Origin of the sequence: Arthrobacter sunyaminii, from assembly GCF_018866305.1 — a bacterium.
Classification (GTDB): domain Bacteria; phylum Actinomycetota; class Actinomycetes; order Actinomycetales; family Micrococcaceae; genus Arthrobacter_B; species Arthrobacter_B sunyaminii.
The window spans coordinates 2,790,861-2,808,425 of sequence record NZ_CP076456.1 but is presented as its reverse complement, the minus strand read 5'-3'; the positions used below and the strand labels follow the sequence as shown (position 1 = coordinate 2,808,425).

The following is a 17,565-nucleotide window of genomic DNA, read 5'->3' as shown; positions in this document are numbered from 1 at the left end:
CGCATGAGTAATAACTTGTCTTCCCCTTCCATCTCCCCTCAGGCTCCCGATCAGGACCCTGCTCCGGACCAGGCCGCCGCAGAAACTGCCGGCCGCTACGCCCGGATTTTCGCAATGGCGGGCCGCGGTTTTGTCCCGGTCGCCTTCCTGGCCCGGCTTCCCCTGGCCATGCTGACCATCGGTGCCCTGACCCTGGTCACGAGTGTCACCGGTTCCTACGCCACCGGCGGTTTGGCTGCCGGTGCTGTCGGCATCGGCTCGGCCCTCGGCGCTCCCATCCTTGGCTATGTGGCCGACCGTGTCGGGCAGCGGCCGGTTCTGCTGACCGCCGCCGTCGTCAACCCGCTGGCCATCGCATTAACCCTGTACATGGCCTTTCAGCTGCCTGATGCTTCCACCCCCTACGCGGCGTTCGCCACCGCCTTTCTGATGGGGGCCACGTGTCCCCAGGTGGGTCCGCTCGCGCGTGTCCGCTGGATGGCCATGACGGCGGGGAAAAACTCCACGGGCACCCGGGACCTGGACACCGCCATGTCCTATGAAGGAACCGCGGATGAACTGAGCTTCGTCCTCGGTCCGGCGCTCGTCGGGCTGCTCGCCGCCGCCGTCGCACCCTGGCTCCCGCTGGCCATCGCCGCTGTCCTGACCCTGAGCATGGTCAGCGCTTTTGCCGTGCATCCCACGGTCCGCACCGTGGTTCCGGCCCGTGCTGCACGTGCAGCCCGCGAAGGGCGGGAAACCGCTGCCGCTGCCGCCGGCGAAGAGGCCGCGCCCGCCGCCGTGGAGCCGCGTGCCGACTGGCTGCTCATTGCGCTCCCCGTCCTCGGCATGGTGGCCATGGGAACGTTCTTCGGCGGAACGCAAACCAGCCTCACCGCTTTCGGCGGCCTCTTCGACATCTCCTCGGCCGCCGGCCTGCTGTACGCGGTTATGGGAATCAGCTCGGCCGCCGCAGCTCTGTCCGTGGCCTTCTGGCCCGAACGGTTCGGACCGGCAGCGCGGTGGATGGCCGCAGCCGCTGCCATGACGGCGTTCTCCGTGCTCCTCTTATTCCCCGCTGACATTCCCACCATGCTGGTGGCGCTCTTTGTTCTGGGCATTCCGGTGGGCCCCACCATGGTCAGCATTTTTGGTATTGGAGCGGTGGTTGCACCCCGTCACCTGATGGGCACGGTCATGACCATGCTGGCCAGCGGAGTTGTTACCGGAACCGCGCTGGGTGCCGCCCTGGCCGGCCGGCTCGCGGACAGCCACGGTCACCAGGCGGCCTTCATGGTCACAGTGGGTGCGGCGGCTGCACTGCTGGTGCTGAGCCTGGTCACCCGCTGGGCCGTCGCCTCGCGCCGCCGTCGCGCCTGATTGTCTCAGCGGTCCGGTTCCAACCCGGCCAGCGGCACGTTCCCAAACCGGCCGCAGCGGCCGGTTTGGGAACGGTGCGGCCCGGCCGCTGTCCCGTCCATGCTCAGGTGCCTTAGTATCGAAGGAAGCGCCGGAATAGTCGGCGGGAGCCGCAGCGGATGAGGAGACCCACCATGGGCAGCGAAAAGAACCCCAACGAGGACCAGTCCAAGGGCGGGGAGAAGACCACGGGTCCCGAGGGCACCATCCCCGACACCGAGGACGGCGTAGCCGCCGCGTCCACGGATGAGCCCTCGAATTTTGAGCCGGAGGAAGACCAGGAGTCGGCCGAAGGTTCCAAGTAGGACAAGCCGCGCTGGGATGGAGAAAGCCCGGACCGACATGAATCGGTCCGGGCTTCTTTGTGCCGTTCGCTGGCCCCGCCCCGGCTCTTCTAAAGGCTGGGTGCGTGTGCCGGCGGCAGCGGAATGTAAATATTCCCGGTGGTGACTCCGCCGGTGACGGCGTCGTCAGGGCCGAAGTCTGCGGAGGCAACAGCATGCTGAAGGGCGTCGGACTCTGCGGCCAGAGCCCGGAGGGCGCCCGCCGCATCGTGGGCTTCGGGACGGGCCTCCACAGTCCTTGCCGTCATTGACTTCAACAGGTCCACCCACTCGGTGCCAAGGTCCGCCGGAATCTCCGGATCTCGGACCAAGCGTGCGACGGCGGACTCGACGGTAGGGCCCGGAAAGGCTTTTTCTCCGGTCAGGCATTCCAGAAGCACCAGGCCCAGGGAGTAGATGTCGGTGCGCGGCTCAACCGCACCGCCCAGTGCCTGTTCCGGGCTCAAATAGTTTGCCGTGCCGATGGTCGCGCCGTGTGCGGTGGCCATAGTTGCGTCAGTCATTCGGGCGATGCCAAAATCCGTCAACTTCGGGTAGAGCCGGGTGTCGTTTTCATCCTGCGGATACAGCAGGATATTCGCGGGCTTCACATCCCGGTGAATGACCCCGTTGGAATGCACATAATTCAGGGCATCTGCCAGGTCGGCGCCCAATGAGGCGGTTCCTGACGGCGTCAGCGGACCGGATTTGAGCGTTTTGCGAAGGTCAGGTCCGTCCACGAGCTCCATGACCAGATAGGTTGATGCCCGGCCGTCTTCCTCTTCGAAGGTGCCTGCATCGAGCAAAGTCACCAACCCGGGATGGTTCAGCGTGGCCAGCAGCAGCGTCTCGGTCTGCTGGCGGCGGAACTCATCGTCATCACTGACGTCGGGATGGAAGCGTTTGACGGCAACTTCCCGGTTTAGGTTCTCATCCACTGCGCGGTAAACCGAAGCAGCGCCGCCGGTGCCCAAAAGCTCAACGGTGCGGTATCGGTGCCCAAGGAGTACATCCACGGGTGTCCTCCTTGAGGTGAATCGACATAAAGAAGAAAGAGCGGCAGGCGGCATTCGGGTGTCAGTCCTGTCACGGATAACCGAAATTGATCAGTAGCCTGATTAAAACGCTTCTGCTCTGCTCGCCAAATCATCATATCCTGCTGACTTAGCGGCAGTGCGCACCCCGTTGCCGGTTTTATCAACTCGTAATATGCCATCACGCACATGTTCCCCGGCGCCGGGGGAGGCGACGTTCAGGCAAGGAATGAGACAGCCGCCTGCTTAAAGGTTCGTGAGGTGACGGCGTTGGCATGGGTGCGGCCAGGCAGCAGGAGCACCTCCGCCTGACCGGACAGTTCTGCCAGCTCCGGGATGCCGGTTGCAAAAGTGTCGAGGTCGCCGGCCACGAGCAGCAGCGGCATCCGGGGAGCGGCACCGGCCGGAACAAACCGTTCTTCCTTGATCGCTTCCACCATTCCCAGCAAGGCTGCCATGTCGTTGCCGGGAATCACCTGTGCCATTCGCAGCAGCTCGGCCGTGACGCCGTCGGCCCTCTCTGAGCGCCCGGCGAGGATCTCCCGTGCACCCGCCAGATCAAAATCGGCAAGCGGATCGCTGCTGCCCGGACCACCCAGGACCATGCGGTGCACCAGATCGGGCTGGGTGGACCCAAGCTCCCAGGCCAGCCGGGAGCCCAGGGAATAGCCGACGATGTCCACGCCTGACGCCGGGTCGCCGTCGGCCAGCGGGAGAACGCCGGCATCCGTCAGCAGCTGCAGCAGGTCCGCCCGGATACGGCTGGGCCGGTAGGCTGCCGGATCGGCGGGTGCAGCACTGCGCCCGTGTCCGGGCAGGTCCACGGTGATTACCGTTCTGCCGGCGGCGGTCAAAGTGTTCACCCAGCCCGTGTTGTGCCAATTCAGCTGCGACGAGGAGGCGAAGCCGTGCAGGAGCAGCACCGGTCGCATTGGCCGTGCGCCGCCGCCGGGCAGGACAACTTCGGCAAACAGGCCGGGATTGATGCCTTCCACGGCTCGTACCTGCAGGGGGACAGGGGTTTCGGCCACGCCGGTACTCCAATGCTTGCTGGGTCCAGGGGAGACGGGTTCGATGTACGGGGATTCGTCATCTTCAAAGCGGTCCCGAGAGATACGGTACGTCGATTTTCCCGGAAGTCCCCCTGCCGCGCCGCGCGGTGTGGTCCTTCACAGAAGGAGCCGCCGTGGCCGGCACCTTCCGTGAAGTGCTGCGACGGCGACCTTTTCATGGGCTCCAGGGGGCATTTCTACGACAGTCAACTGTTGGGAGAGTATTTCTGTGCCGGGTCGGTGAAGTCGGAAGCAGTGAGGACTGGCTTTTATTTTTTTACCGGGTATGGTCGAGGCTATCCGTATTTGTTCTTTCAGAGGAGCCTAAATTGTCAGGTAAATCCCCGCAGGGTTCAAACGAGAAAAAGCCCGGCAAGTCCATCAAGGACAAGCGGGCCGAAAAAAGGGCCAAGATGAGTGCCGAGTCGGAGCTTGCACCCAAGAAGCGTAAGGGTCAGTAGCGCCAGGGTCACTAGCGCCAGGGGCAGCGTGCAGCAGGCAGCCCCCGGAACGCCCGCAGCCGCGAAGTATTCAAGAAAAGCTTCTTCGCGGCTGTTGGCCACGGGGCAATAATGCCGGCCCCATCAATGACGAACTACTCTTTACGGCTTTTATGCCGCGCCGAGATTCTGGATAACATTCCGCGGTGTTTGCTAATTGCTGCAAATTACCCACGCATAAACGCAAAAATGCGGGTCCGGTGAATTTTAGCTATTTAAGCTGGCGGCCGGACTTCACTGCGCTGCGGTCCATGAGCCACGCGGCAAAAGACAGTGCGCAGGTCAGGGCGAGTGTTGCCAGCAGCTGAATCCGGACCGCCGGGTCCAGGAAGCCGAGCACCACAATGCCGGCCAGCAGGGCCAGCGCAAAGTAGGAAAGCCAGGGGAACGCCCACATCTTGAACCGCAGTTCCACGCCTGCGGACTCGGCACGGCGCCGCAGGATAATCTGCGAAACAATTGAAACGCCCCAGACCACCAGACAGGTGGAACCCACCAGGTTCAACAGGATCATGAGAACCGTTTCGGGGTACAGATAGTTCAGTGCCACCGTCAGGAAACCGAAAGCCACCGAGGCAGCCACGGCGGCACGGGGGACACCGCTGGCGCCCTTGCGGGCGAGCGCCCGGGGAGCCCTGCCGCGCTCAGCGAGTGAGAACACCATCCGTGAAGCGCCATAAAGATTTGCGTTCAGCGCCGAGAGCAGGGCCACCACAATCACCACGGCCATCACAACGTCGGCACCCGGAACACGTGCCTCCGCCAGTGCGGCCACAAAGGGCCCGGTGCTCAGGGACTCGCTGTCCCACGGCAGGATCGTGACGATCACCAGGACTGACCCGATGTAGAAAACCAGGATGCGCCAGACCACCGAGGTGATGGCTTTGGCAATGTTGGTTTCGGGCTCCTCGGTGTCGGCGGCCGCGACAGCCACGATCTCGGTGCCTCCGAACGCGAAGACCACCAGCAGCAGTCCGGCGCCGACCCCGCTCCATCCGTGCGGCATGAAGCCGCCGTTGCCGGTCAGGTTGCTCAGCCCGGGAGCCGGGACGTTGGGCAGCCACCCGGCAATGAAGGCGACGCCGATGGCGAGGAACGCCACGATCGCCAATACTTTGAGCAGTGCAAACCAGTACTCAAACTCTCCGAAGCTGGCGACGCCGCCCAAATTGATGGCCGTAAACAGGCTCATGAACACCAGCGCCAGCAGCCACTGCTGCGAACCGGGCCACATGGAGGCAACAATTGCCGCCGCAGCCGTTGCCTCGGCGGCGATGACTATCACCAACTGCAGCCACCACAACCAGCCGATGGTCGTTCCGGCCGGGCGGCCGAGTGCCTTCTCGGCATATACGGAGAAGGCTCCGCTGCTGGGGTCTGCCGCGGCCATTTCGCCCATCATCCGCATGACGAGGATGACCATGGTGCCGGCAATCAGGAAGGACAGCAGAACCGCGGGTCCTGCCGCCTGGATTCCGGCGCCGGAACCGACAAACAGTCCGGTGCCGATGGCGCTGCCCAGGCTCATGAAGACCAAATGGCGGGGGCGCATCTTGCGCACGGTGGGAGATCCAGACGGTGCCGGTGCGGCTGGTCCGGTTGAACCGGTCGCGGACGTTCGGGTGGTCATGAAAAAAGACACCTTTGAAGTTGGGGATGCCGTGAAGAGTGGAGTGCCGAAAACCGGCCGCGGCCATAACTAACCATCTTATGCCGTGAGTGCACGTCGCTCAGTATGCGTATGATTTGTGCCACTATGCTTGCAGTTTGCACAGCATTTCGCCGTGCGGGGGAAGGGAAGCATGCCCACAGATGCCTTGGATGCACGCATTATCGCGTTGTTCACTGACGAGCCCCGGATGTCCGTCCTTGAAGCCTCGCGCACGCTGCAGGTGGCCCGCGCCACCGTGCAGGCAAGGTTGGACCGAATGCAGAAGGCGGGAGTCATTTCCGGATGGGGGCCGCGGATTGATCCGGCGGCACTGGGCTACTCGGTGCTTGCCTACTGCTCGCTGACCATCAGCCAGGACATTGGCCACGATGCCGTGGTTGCCGCTCTGGCCCGTATCCCGGAGATCCAGGAGATTCACACCGTCTCCGGCGAGAGCGATCTGCTGGCCCGGGTCGCCGCCCGCTCCAACTCGGACCTCCAGCGCGTCATAGATTCCATCGTGGCGACCCGCACCATTGTGCGGTCCTCATCCGTGATCGTGCTGAACACGCATTTTGACGGCCGGACCCTACCGCTGCTGGAGGCGGCGTCCGGCGCGGACCCGGCCGAGCAGCAGGCTGCCGATCCTGCCTAATCTTTGGTTCCCGTGCTACAAATGCCGCATGGAGCTGCAGTCCGCCACGATACGGAACATCCAATTCGCCTGGTCCCGGATTCTGGACATCGACGAAGAAGAGATGGCGGACGCAAGTACCCGGACGTACCGTGAAAGCAGGGACAGCCCGCTGCTGATGTTCGTTTCACTGTTCGGAAAGGGCGTGCTGGTGGGGCCGGCGTGGGCGATGGCGGCGGCACGCACCCTGACCGACGCCCAGCTGGCCCGGCACTCCGTCCTGCTGGAATTGAGTCTTCCGCATAACGGGCAGGCGCTGGGAGAAGCCTCCCTCTTCTTTTGCGATACCGTGCCCCCGGCCGCCGGTCCTTCGCTGCCGGTGAGCCTGGGACGCAATGATGCGGTCATGCTCGAAAGTGCCTGCCTGCCTGAGGATGCGGAGGAAGCTGGCCTCAGCGACACTGAGCACGTCTGGATCCTCATGGATGGCAGGGACAGCCCGGCCCGGCCGGTCGCCGGCGCCGGCTATGACGTCTGGGCAGGCGCACTCGCTCACATGGGAGTCCTCACGGCCCCGGGTGAAAGATTCCGCGGACACGCTTTGCGTGTCTCCCAGCTGGCCGCGGAGGCGGCCATCACTGCTGGCCTCATCCCGCAGTGGCGTGCCCGGACGGATAACGCTGCGTCCTGCCGGACGGCCCTGCGGGCGGGCTTTGTCCATGCCGGCAGCCAGACAAGCGTGATCCTTCCGTCCGCAGGGATCTGATCCGGCCCGCAGCCAAAAATGTGACACACCTCGCACGCCTTTGGTCCGAAATGAGTTAGAGTCATCCTGACTTTTACTCTTTCCTCCAGGCTTTGGCCCGGGGACCGGCCGGAAAGGGCCCAGTGGTTTACCAGCATCCGGCGCACAGATACGCGAACGTTTCCGAACGGGCACGGCAGCCCCCGGCACTGGCCATCTCCACCGTCATCTTTGCTCTCCGCCCGGACCCCGACACCGGACGCCCCGCACTGTGGCTGCCGCTGGTGCGCCGCATCCGCGAGCCGTTCCGCGGCCTGTGGGCACTGCCCGGCGGGCCGTTGGGCGCAGGCGAGTCGCTGCAGGAGGCAGCAGCCGGCAACCTGGCGCAGACCACCGGACTCGCACCGAAGTATTTGGAGCAGCTCTATGCCTTCGGCGGGACCGACCGGTCGCCGTCGCCGCGAGTGGTATCCATCGTCTACTGGGCCCTCGTGCAGCCCGACGAAGCAGCTTTGTCCCGGGAGGATGACAACGTCCGCTGGTTTCCGGCCGCCGCGGTGGGGGAGCTGGCCTTCGACCACAACGAGATTGTGGAGTACGCCCTGTGGCGGCTGCGCAACCGGATGGAATACGGTTCCATCGCCTATGCCTTCCTGGGTGACACCTTTACCCTGGCGCAGCTGCGGGAAGTCTACGAAGCCGTGCTGGGCCGCGAGCTGGAACCGGCCAACTTCCGGCGCCAGCTGCGTGCAGCCGCGGACATCGAAGCCACGGACCAGTATTTGCAGGGCGGCAGGCACCGTCCGCCGCGCCTGTACCGCTACACCGGAGCGCTCCTGACCGGACAACCCGAAACACCGGCAGACCCGCCAGCCCGGACCAACCCAGCAACGGAGCACTAACCCATGAGTAATGCCCCCGGTACCTCGACGCCCAGTGTCGCCACGGCCGTTGAACTGATTTCGGCCGCGGCTGCCGCCAATGGACAATCCTCGACATCCACCTGCACGCCGGCTCTGGCCATGCCGCCGTGGGAATTCGACGGCGCCCGGCTGCCGGACTACGGTCCCGGCGCCTCGATGCATGATTCGGCGCCCCCCGCCACGCCCCGGCAGGGCAGCCTGCCGGAGGATTACCGGCAGGCGTCAGACGCCGAGCTGCACCGGCGGATCGAAGCCGCCAAGGAAAAGCTCGGCGGGCGGGCCGTTATTCTGGGCCATTTCTACCAGCGGGACGAAGTGATCCGCCACGCGGACTTTGTGGGTGATTCCTTTCAGCTGGCCAAGGCGGCGAAGTCCAAGCCCGATGCCGAAGCCATCATTTTCTGCGGCGTCCACTTCATGGCTGAAACCGCTGACCTGCTCTCCGGACCGGACCAGGCCGTGGTGCTGCCCAATCTCGCCGCCGGCTGCTCCATGGCGGACATGGCGGACATCGATTCGGTGACCGCGTGCTGGGGCCAGCTCACCGAACTCTTCGGGTCAGAGCCCGACGACGACGGCCGGCTTCCCGTCATCCCGGTCACCTACATGAACTCCTCGGCCGCGCTGAAGGGTTTCTGCGGCGAGAACGGCGGCATTGTCTGCACCTCCTCCAACGCCGCAGCCGTGCTGGAATGGGCCTTCGAACGCGGGCGCCGGGTGCTCTTCTTCCCGGACCAGCACCTGGGCCGGAACACCGCCAAGGCAATGGGGATCCCGCTGGAGGCCATGCCTACGTGGAACCCCCGGCTGGCGCTGGGCGGAAACACCGTGGAGCAGCTGCGCCAATCACGGGTGCTGCTGTGGAACGGCTTCTGCTCGGTACACAAACGCTTCACCGTAGCCCAGATCGAAAAGGCCCGCGCCGACTTCCCCGGAGTGCGGGTGATTGTGCACCCGGAATGCCCCATGCCCGTGGTGGACGCCGCCGATGAGGCAGGCTCCACCGACTACATCCTTAAGGCCATCGACGCCGCCCCGGACGGCAGTACCTTTGCCATCGGCACCGAAATCAACATGGTCAACCGGCTGGCGGCGCAGTATCCCCAGCACACCATCTTCTGCCTGGACCCGGTGATCTGTCCCTGCTCCACGATGTACCGGATCCATCCCGGCTACCTCGCCTGGGTGCTGGAGGGCCTGGTCCGGGGCGAGGTCCTGAACCGGATCACGGTTCCCGCCACCGTTGCCGTGCCGGCCCGCACCGCGCTGGAACGGATGCTGGCGGCACGGCCGTGATCGCCGTCGTCGGCGCCGGAATTGCCGGGCTGATGGCCGCCCTGAGTGCGGTGCAGGAGGACCCGACGGCCGAAGTAACCGTGCTCGCCAAGGGTACGGTGCAGCAGTCCAACACCTGGCTGGCGCAGGGCGGAATCGCCGCCGTCGTGCCGGAAGCTGCGGCGCCCGGAGACACGGCGGACGCGCACGCGGCGGACACGCTGGCCGCCGGTGCCGGGAGGGGCGACGCCGAAGCGGTGCGGGTTCTCTGCTCAGCAGCCGGCGAACAGATCCGCCGCCTGCTGGAACTGGGCACACCCTTTGACCGTGATCCGGCGGGGGTGCTGGCGCTGGGCCGGGAAGCGGCGCACTCGGCCCGGCGGATCCTGCATGTCAACGGCGACAGCACCGGAGCCGGCATTGCCGCAGCGCTGCTGCAGGCCGTGGCCGAGGAACCGAGGATCGCCGTCGCGGAGCACGTCTTTGCCGCCGGACTGCTGCTCGAACCGGGCGGCGTCAAGGGAGTGAAGGTGCTCCGGAACGGCGTGCTGGCGCCGCTCGCGGCCGACGCGGTGATCCTCGCAGCCGGGGGAGCGGGCGCCCTGTACGCACACACCACCAATCCGGACTCGGCAACGGGCGACGGCGTGGCCCTGGCGGCCGGTGCCGGTGCCGCAGTGCAAGATCTTGAGTTTTTCCAGTTTCATCCCACCTCGCTGGACGTGCCGGGGAATCCGCTGATTTCCGAGGCGGTCCGCGGCGAGGGGGCGGTACTGCGCAATGCCGCGGGGGAACGTTTCCTGCTGGCCGGCCTGGCTGCCCGGGCCGCCCACCCGGACGCTGAACTGGCTCCGCGCGACGTCCTCTCCCGGGCCGTCAGCGCTTATCTGCTGGACAGCGGGGAACCATGCGTCTGGCTGGATGCCACCGGCGTTGCAGCCGCCCGCGGTCCCGGGTATCTGGCCCGGCGCTTTCCCGGCCTGGATGCCATGACCCGAAGTCACGGGTTGGACTGGGAACGGGACCTGCTGCCCGTGGTTCCCGCTGCCCACTACTGGATGGGAGGAGCGTCCACCGATCTCTGGGGCCGCACCACGGTGCCCGGGCTGTACGCTGCCGGCGAGTGTGCCTGCACCGGTGTGCACGGCGCAAACCGGCTGGCCTCCAATTCCCTGCTGGAGGGACTGGTGTTCGGCGCCCGGGCCGGCGCCGCAGCGGTGGCGGACCGGCAAACCGGGGCCTTTCCCGCGGCCCTGCCCACTGTCTTGCCTGCCTCCGGACCGGCCGCGGAAGGGGAAGCTCCTGTCCCCGGAGGCGAAGGTCCTGTCCCCGGGGACGCGGGCCGGAAGGGGCCTGCTTTTAGCCGTGCTGCCCTTCAGGAACTCATGTCCGCCCGGGCCGGGGTGCTGCGCAGCGCCGACGGGCTGGCTGCCGCCGCCGCCCAGGTCGCCCGCTGGCAGCGGGACGCGGCGGGGACCACGGTAACGAACCTTTTGGCACCGGAAGTGCGGGTGCTGGAAGACGCGAACCTGCTGACCTGCGCACGGCTGCTCCTGGCCGCTGCACGGCGGCGCACCGAATCCGTGGGCGCCCACTACCGGACCGACGCCGGGATCCGCCCGGCTGAGGAAGCCGCCGGCCTGCAAGCCGCCGGCGAAACCCTGCACTTCACCGCATGAGCTCCCCGAAGGGAAACACCTCCATGACCACCAGCACAGCGCTTCCCCGTCAGTCTTATGTGCCGGCACCTGTTCCGCAGGATGCCGTGGACCGCATCGTTGCCGCGGCGCTCGCAGAAGACGCACCGTGGGGGGACATCACCTCCGAACTCCTGGTCCCGGTGGAAGCCCGGGCCTCGGCCGTCCTCACCGCCCGCGAACCCGGCATCTTCTGCGGAACCCAGGTCATCGAAGCAGCGTTCCGGCTCGCCTCTGCCCAAACATCAGTTCAGTTCCCGGTCCGGGACGGCGAGTCCTTCGAAGCCGGAACCGTTCTGGCGGAAATCAGCGGGCCCGCCCGCGCGGTGCTCACGGGTGAACGGGTGGCCCTGAACCTGGCGCAGCGGCTCAGCGGCATCGCCACCCTCACCGCGGCGTTTGTTGCGCAGGCAGCCGGCACATCCGCCCGGATTACGGATACCCGCAAGACCACGCCGGGCCTGCGCATCCTGGAACGCCACGCGGTCCGGTGCGGCGGCGGGCACAACCACCGGTTCAGCCTCTCCGATGCGGTGATGGCCAAGGACAATCACCTGGCGCTGCTGGCCGCCGGGAACATGGATTTGGCGCAGGCACTGGCAGCAGCCAAAGCGGGGCTGCCGCACACCGTGCACTTCGAGGTGGAGGTGGACCGGCTGGACCAGATCGAAGCCGCGCTGGCCGGCGGCGCGGACACCGTGCTGCTGGATAACTTCTCCCCGGCGGATCTGTGCCGCGGCGTTGAGCTGATCGGCGGCCGTGCCCTCACCGAAGCCAGCGGCAATGTCCGGCTGGAAACCGTCGCCGAGATAGCCGCCACCGGGGTGGACCTGATTTCCGCGGGAGCGCTGACCCACAGCGTCCGGGCCCTGGACCTGGGACTGGACCTGAGGTGATTTACCTGGACGCGGCCGCCACCGCTCCGCCGCGGCGCGAAGTGCTGGAGGCCATGTGGCCGTACCTCACCACGGAATTCGGCAATCCCTCCAGCTCGCACTCGGCCGGGGAATCCGCCGCCCGGGCGTTGACGGCAGCCCGGGAGACAGCGGCCCGGGTGCTCGGCTGCCGCCCCGGGGAAATCATCTTCACCTCCGGCGGCACCGAAGCGGACAACCTCGCAGTGAAAGGCCTGGCCCTGGCGGGGATGGACCGCCTGGCCCGGCGGGACCGTCCGGCGCAGGAAGGCGCAGGTGCTGCTCCCCACCTGGTCTCCACCGCCGTCGAGCATCCCGCGGTGCTGGAATCCCTGGATTACCTCCAGCGACGCCACGGTTTCAGCGTGACGCTGCTGCCGGTGGACGGGACAGGCCGGGTGGACCCCGAGGCAGTAAGTGCGGCACTGACGCCCCAGACGGTCCTCTGCTCGGTGATGTACTCCAACAATGAAGTCGGCACCATCCAGCCCGTGCGTAAGATTGCCGCCCGCTGCCGTGCGGCCGGCGTGACGTTCCACACGGACGCGGTTCAGGCCGGCGGCTGGTTGGACCTGAATGTGACTCGCCTGGGGGTGGACGCGCTGAGCCTGTCCGGACACAAGCTGGGGACGCCCAAGGGGATCGGGCTGCTGTACCTGCGCGGAGCGCCGGCACTTGAGCCGGTGATGCACGGGGGAGGACAGGAGCGCGGCCGGCGTTCCGGGACCGAGAATGTGGCCGGGGCCGTGGGGATGGCTGCGGCGCTGGCGCTGGCCGCAGCGGAGCGCGACGACGCCGCCCGGCACACGGTGACGTTCCGGAACAAGCTGATCGATGCCGTGCTGCGAGACGTTCCCGGCGCCCTGCTCACCGGTCACCGGAGCGAACGGCTGCCCGGTCACGCCTCATTCTGCTTTCCGGGCACCTCGGGGGAAGCGGTGTTATTGGAACTGGAACGGGCCGGAGTGCTGTGTTCCAGCGGCTCGGCCTGTGCCGCCGGATCCGATGAACCGTCGGCTGTACTCACGGCGATGGGGCTGGATCGGGCAACTGCGCAGACGGCCGTGCGGTTTACGTTTACGGCTGCCCTCACGGAGGACGACGTCGACCGGGCCGCGCGGGCGGTCGCCGCCGCCGTCGAAGCAGTGGGGGGACTGGCGCCGGCGCCAGCTTGCAGCGGGCAAGGCCCAACGAGTCAAGCGCCCGCCAGCAATCCGCGCCTCATGAGGCAGATGGTGCTCTAAACCGGTACACATGCTCGAAGTGCTGTGACACCTTAGCTGTACAACATGAGACTCATGGACGGTCCCAGAGAAGGAGTCAACATCATGACCAGCCCCAATTCCAAGCCGCAGGTCCTGGTGGGTGTCGTGCCCGGTACGGCTGCCGCGGTGGTCGACGTAGCGGGAGGGTTAGCCGACAGGCTCGGGGCGGACTTGGTCTGCGCCACTGTCGACGCCTCCAGCGAGGAAGTCAAGCAACGAGCCGACGGAACGGTGGTGTCCGAGCCCATCAATCCCGACCTGCCTTTCGAAGAGACCCAGGTGTTCGATCCCGGACTTCGGGCAGAGATTGCGGGAGCCTTGGATTCGCACCCCGTAACGTGGTCCGTCCGTGCACTGGCCGGTGGTCCAGTGCAGGAGCTTGCCCGGCTGGCCGACCAACTGGACGCGGCTATGATCGTTGTCGGCACACGCGAATCAGGTTTCCGGGGTTCAATTGAAGAGTTTTTCACCACCTCCGTCATGGTTCAGCTTGCCCACCATCAGCACCGTCCGGTGGTGGCTGTTCCGTTGCACCCGGTCCTCGACGACGGGTTGCTGCCGTGGCAAAGTCCAGGTGATTGAACGACACGCTCGCGACTTCCGAAAGCAGGTCCCGGCTGTGGCGGCGCTCTGACACGGGCGGATCAAACCGGGTGTCCTGCAGGGTTCCGCCGTCGTCCAGCCAACCCCGCCGGGTGTAGAAATCTATGGCCCTTTTATTGCTCGCTTCAACCCACAGGAACGCCCTGGTGTATCCCAGTGACAGGAGTTTTTCTTCCGCCGCGGCAAACAGGGCCGAGCCGACACCCTGTGCCCATGAATCCGGATGCACGTTGATTGCATACAGCTGACCCGTTGCTGATGCTGAGGCTGACTCGGAATCCGATTCCGCCGCGCCTTCAGCGGGCCCGAAAATACAGAAACCGGCAACCCCGCTGTCCGTTTCCGCGACCAAATGGAAGGTTCCAGACCTGGGCTCGGTAATGTTCCGCCGCCAACCTCTGGTCTGCGCCTCGGGATTCAGGCCGTCCAAATACTCGTCGGACATGACCTTCCGGTAGGCAGCCCGCCACGCCGAGATGTGGATGTCGGCCAGCCGGGGAGCATCGCGTTCAACCGGGGATCGAACAAGGACCGTGGCACTGGTCATTTCATTCTCCTGATGTGCGACGACGGCTGCGGTGTGGCAGTAAGGCTACCTCAACCGGGTCCTATGTGATGCCCGTTACACTCAGCGCATGCACATCAAATCCACGTCATCCCGCGTGCGGGAAACCGCCGGCGGGCAGGCGCTCTCCATCGGCACCGAAGCGGCCCCCAAGCTCTCCCGGCTTATTACCTACCGGACCGTCTCCTCCCGTGACCCGCAGCAAGTCAGCATCGAAGAGTTTGACGGTTTTATTGATGCCCTGCCCGAACTGTTTCCTCTGGTCCACGAGAAGCTGTCGCGGGAACGGGTTAACGGGCACGGACTGCTGTACCGCTGGCCGGGATCGCAGGGTGAGGGGCAAGGGCCGGTGGTCCTGATGGCCCATTACGACGTGGTTCCGGTGGAAAACCCGGCGTCGTGGACACATCCGCCCTTTTCCGGAGAGATTGCGGACGGCCGTATCTGGGGCCGGGGTTCACTGGATGACAAGGGCTCCCTGACCGCCATCCTCGAAGCGGTGGAACAGCTGCTGGCCGAGGACTTCGTTCCGGTGCGGGATATCTATCTGTCTTTCGGGAACAATGAGGAAACCGCCGGCGACACCGCCGGAGCGGCCGCCGCACTGCTGGAAGACCGCGGCATCCGCCCCTGGCTGGTGCTCGATGAAGGCGGTGCCGTGGCCGGGCAGGCCTTTCCCTTTGTGGACCGTCCGGTGGCGGTGGTCGGAGTCTCCGAGAAAGGCATTCTGGACGTGGAGCTGTCCACCGAGGATGCCGGCGGTCATGCCTCCACGCCGCACCGCGGCGGAGCCACTGCACGACTGGCCCGTGCCATCACCCGCCTGGACGCCAAACCGCTGCCCGCAGTCCTGCCCGAGCCCACAGTGGAGATGATCGGCCGGCTGGCCTCGTCGGCACGGTTTCCGGCGCGGCTGGTGTTCGGCAACCTGCGCATCTTCCGGAGGCCGCTGACCCGGGTGCTGGCCCGCATGGGAGGCGAGCCCGGGGCCCTGACCCGCACCACCGTGGTTGTCACGCAGCTGCGGGGCAGCTCCGCCTCCAACGTCATCGCGTCCCGGGCCACGGCCAACGCCAACATCCGCGTTGCAGTGGGGGAAACGGTGGCCGGCACGGTGCAGCGGCTGGGGAGGATCATCGCCGATTCCTCGGTTTCCCTGCGGGTGGTCGAAGGCAACGAGCCGGCACCGGTCTCCGCCACGGACAATGCCCAGTTCGCCCTGCTGGAACAGGCCATTGCGGCGGTGTTCCCGGACGCCGTGACCGCTCCGTACATCATGCTTGGAGGTACCGATTCCCGCCGTTTCACCGGTATCTGCGATGCCGTGTACCGGTTTGCTCCGTTTCGGATGGGCAGACAGGACCGCGCGAACATCCACGCGGACAACGAGTCCCTGTGTATTGAGACTTTCGGCGAAGGAATCCTCTTCTACACCCGGCTGCTGCGCACCCTCGGGGACAGGCAGTGAAGCGGGCCGCCGACGTCGGGCACCGCAGCCTGCGCTCGCTGGGACCGGTGGTGCTCTTCCTGGCCCTGGTGGAAATCACCTCCGGCATCCTCCAGGGGTATTACACGCCCATCCTCACCGACATTGCGCGGAACCTGGGGATCAACGACGGCGACGTCAACTGGTTTGAAGCCGCCCAGCTGATGCTCAGCGCGCTCGCCGTTCCCGTGCTCGCCAAACTCGGTGACATCTACGGGCACAAGCGGATCCTGCTGGTCTCCACCGTCCTGACGGCGGCGGCGTCCTGGGGCGTCGCCTTTGCCCCTGACTTCTGGACCTTCCTGGCCGCATGGTCGCTGCAGGGCTTCTACGTGGTGTGGCTGCCGCTGGAAATCGCATTGATCTTCAGCCGTGCCTCCGCGGCTCCGGGCGGCGCTGCCCTGACCCGCAAAGCCGCCGGTGTCCTCGTGGGGTCCCTGCAGTTCGGAGTCATTGCCGGTGCGCTGGCCGCCGGTGTCCTGGTGGAGGTCTTTGCCGGACGGCTGCAGCTGACGCTCATGATTCCGGCGGTGGCCGTAACCCTGTGCATTGCCGCCGTGCAGTTCGGTGTTCCGGAAACTCCTGAGCGGGCCGGCGGCATCCTGGACGGCAGGGGCTTCCTGCTGCTGGCCTCCGGGCTGCTGTTGCTCACCTCGGGTTTGAGCTTCCTGCGGATCAACGGCCCGGGCACCTGGTGGGTCTGGGGGATCCTGCTGGCAGGAGCGGCGGCGTTTGTGCCGTTTGTCCGCTGGGAACTGGGCCGCACGGATCCGCTGGTGGACTTCCGGATGCTGCGGGATCCGGCCATGTGGCCGGTGCAGCTCACCGCCGGACTGTTTGGCATCTCGGTGCTCGGAGCCCAGGCTCCCATGTCCACCTTCGCCCGCACTGACCGGCAGATGCATGGCTACGGCCTGGGGCTGGATGCCGGAGATGTGTCCATCATCATCGGCTCCTACGTGTTGTCCGTGCTGATCGGCGCCCTGCTGTTCCCGGTGGTCTCGCGGTACGTCACGCCGCGGCTGACCCTCTGCGGTGCGGCAGCCCTGGTGGGATTTGGTTACCTGCTGTTCCTGCCGTTCCACGACACGCTGGCTCAGACCCTGACCAACATGATCGTTGCCGGGCTGGGATCGGGGGCACTCGTGGCGGCGCTGCCGTCGGCCGCCGCCGCAGCAGCCCCGCCCAACCGCACGGGCATGGCCACCGGGCTGACCAACACCACCAAAACCATCGGCGGCTCGTTCGCCTCTGCCGTGTTCGGCATTGCACTGGCCAGCGCCGCTGCGGATGCCTTGGCAGGCGGGGCCCAAAGAGCGGAAACGGCGGCACCGCTGTCGGGCTATCTGGTGGTTTGGGCCGTGTGTTCGGTGACCGGGTTCATTGCTGCCGGACTGCTACTCCTGGTGCCGCGGCTCGCCTTCGCTGATCCGCCGCTGACGGCGGCGGATCCTGGGATCTCCGTACCGCCGGAGGGCCGGGGCGCAAACGGCTAGATGT

17 protein-coding genes are annotated in these 17,565 nt (G+C 66.2%); 13 read left to right on the top strand and 4 right to left on the bottom strand.

Annotated features, from left to right (window positions below; genetic code table 11):
- The first annotated feature begins 3 nt into the window (after positions 1-3).
- Both KG104_RS12625 and KG104_RS12620 read left to right on the top strand, forming a co-directional pair.
- Positions 4-1,359, top strand: coding sequence for an MFS transporter (locus KG104_RS12625; protein ID WP_207348036.1), 1,356 nt, complete (start codon positions 4-6; stop codon positions 1,357-1,359).
- 173 nt (positions 1,360-1,532) lie between these two features.
- On the top strand, positions 1,533-1,703 hold the full coding sequence (locus KG104_RS12620) for a hypothetical protein (protein ID WP_181032240.1): 171 nt from the start codon (positions 1,533-1,535) through the stop codon (positions 1,701-1,703).
- Between the two features lie 89 nt (positions 1,704-1,792).
- Here KG104_RS12620 and KG104_RS12615 read toward each other — a convergent pair whose 3' ends face one another.
- Both KG104_RS12615 and KG104_RS12610 read right to left on the bottom strand, forming a co-directional pair.
- A complete protein-coding gene (locus KG104_RS12615; protein ID WP_104052420.1) occupies positions 1,793-2,737 on the bottom strand; it encodes a serine/threonine-protein kinase in 945 nt (314 codons plus the stop codon).
- A gap of 236 nt (positions 2,738-2,973) precedes the next feature.
- Complete coding sequence (locus tag KG104_RS12610) at positions 2,974-3,786, bottom strand: alpha/beta fold hydrolase (protein ID WP_237688594.1); 813 nt, start codon at positions 3,784-3,786, stop codon at positions 2,974-2,976.
- A gap of 155 nt (positions 3,787-3,941) precedes the next feature.
- On the opposite strand from KG104_RS12610, the gene KG104_RS12605 reads away from it, so the two are divergent.
- The gene (locus KG104_RS12605) at positions 3,942-4,268 is read left to right on the top strand and encodes a hypothetical protein (protein WP_207348086.1); all 327 of its coding nucleotides are present in this window, start codon (positions 3,942-3,944) and stop codon (positions 4,266-4,268) included.
- Between the two features lie 250 nt (positions 4,269-4,518).
- Here KG104_RS12605 and KG104_RS12600 read toward each other — a convergent pair whose 3' ends face one another.
- Positions 4,519-5,937 carry an amino acid permease gene (locus KG104_RS12600; RefSeq protein ID WP_372434182.1) on the bottom strand — a complete coding sequence of 473 codons (1,419 nt, stop codon included), beginning with the start codon at positions 5,935-5,937 and terminating at the stop codon, positions 4,519-4,521.
- A gap of 172 nt (positions 5,938-6,109) precedes the next feature.
- Here KG104_RS12600 and KG104_RS12595 point away from each other — a divergent pair, with 172 nt between their 5' ends.
- From KG104_RS12595 to KG104_RS12560, 8 genes are all read left to right on the top strand, one after another.
- Positions 6,110-6,613: an Lrp/AsnC family transcriptional regulator gene (locus tag KG104_RS12595; protein WP_104052419.1), complete on the top strand. Its 504-nt coding sequence runs from the start codon at positions 6,110-6,112 to the stop codon at positions 6,611-6,613.
- Between the two features lie 28 nt (positions 6,614-6,641).
- Entirely contained in the window at positions 6,642-7,358 is a 717-nt protein-coding gene (locus KG104_RS12590) for a GNAT family N-acetyltransferase (RefSeq protein WP_207348037.1), read from the top strand.
- Between the two features lie 122 nt (positions 7,359-7,480).
- Positions 7,481-8,239 carry an NUDIX hydrolase gene (locus tag KG104_RS12585; protein ID WP_104160599.1) on the top strand — a complete coding sequence of 253 codons (759 nt, stop codon included), beginning with the start codon at positions 7,481-7,483 and terminating at the stop codon, positions 8,237-8,239.
- A 3-nt stretch (positions 8,240-8,242) separates the two neighbouring features.
- On the top strand, positions 8,243-9,556 hold the full coding sequence (gene nadA, locus KG104_RS12580; RefSeq protein ID WP_207348038.1) for a quinolinate synthase NadA: 1,314 nt from the start codon (positions 8,243-8,245) through the stop codon (positions 9,554-9,556).
- On the top strand, positions 9,553-11,214 hold the full coding sequence (locus KG104_RS12575) for an L-aspartate oxidase (protein ID WP_237688593.1): 1,662 nt from the start codon (positions 9,553-9,555) through the stop codon (positions 11,212-11,214). Before nadA ends, KG104_RS12575 begins: the two co-directional genes overlap by 4 nt.
- A 23-nt stretch (positions 11,215-11,237) precedes the next feature.
- On the top strand, positions 11,238-12,128 hold the full coding sequence (gene nadC / locus KG104_RS12570) for a carboxylating nicotinate-nucleotide diphosphorylase (RefSeq protein WP_207348080.1): 891 nt from the start codon (positions 11,238-11,240) through the stop codon (positions 12,126-12,128).
- Positions 12,125-13,390 (top strand): cysteine desulfurase family protein, encoded by a 1,266-nt coding sequence (locus KG104_RS12565; RefSeq protein ID WP_207348039.1) that lies wholly within the window; start codon positions 12,125-12,127, stop codon positions 13,388-13,390. The genes nadC and KG104_RS12565 overlap by 4 nt, the downstream gene beginning before the upstream one ends.
- 84 nt (positions 13,391-13,474) lie before the next feature.
- Complete coding sequence (locus KG104_RS12560; RefSeq protein ID WP_207348040.1) at positions 13,475-13,993, top strand: universal stress protein; 519 nt, start codon at positions 13,475-13,477, stop codon at positions 13,991-13,993.
- Here KG104_RS12560 and KG104_RS12555 read toward each other — a convergent pair.
- On the bottom strand, positions 13,890-14,459 hold the full coding sequence (locus tag KG104_RS12555; RefSeq protein ID WP_237687191.1) for a GNAT family N-acetyltransferase: 570 nt from the start codon (positions 14,457-14,459) through the stop codon (positions 13,890-13,892). The genes KG104_RS12560 and KG104_RS12555 overlap by 104 nt on opposite strands.
- 190 nt (positions 14,460-14,649) lie before the next feature.
- Between KG104_RS12555 and KG104_RS12550 the strand changes: the two genes are divergently transcribed.
- Complete coding sequence (locus KG104_RS12550) at positions 14,650-16,047, top strand: M20/M25/M40 family metallo-hydrolase (protein ID WP_207348042.1); 1,398 nt, start codon at positions 14,650-14,652, stop codon at positions 16,045-16,047.
- The gene (locus KG104_RS12545) at positions 16,044-17,561 is read left to right on the top strand and encodes an MFS transporter (RefSeq protein ID WP_237688592.1); all 1,518 of its coding nucleotides are present in this window, start codon (positions 16,044-16,046) and stop codon (positions 17,559-17,561) included. Before KG104_RS12550 ends, KG104_RS12545 begins: the two co-directional genes overlap by 4 nt.
- Positions 17,562-17,565 lie beyond the last annotated feature (4 nt).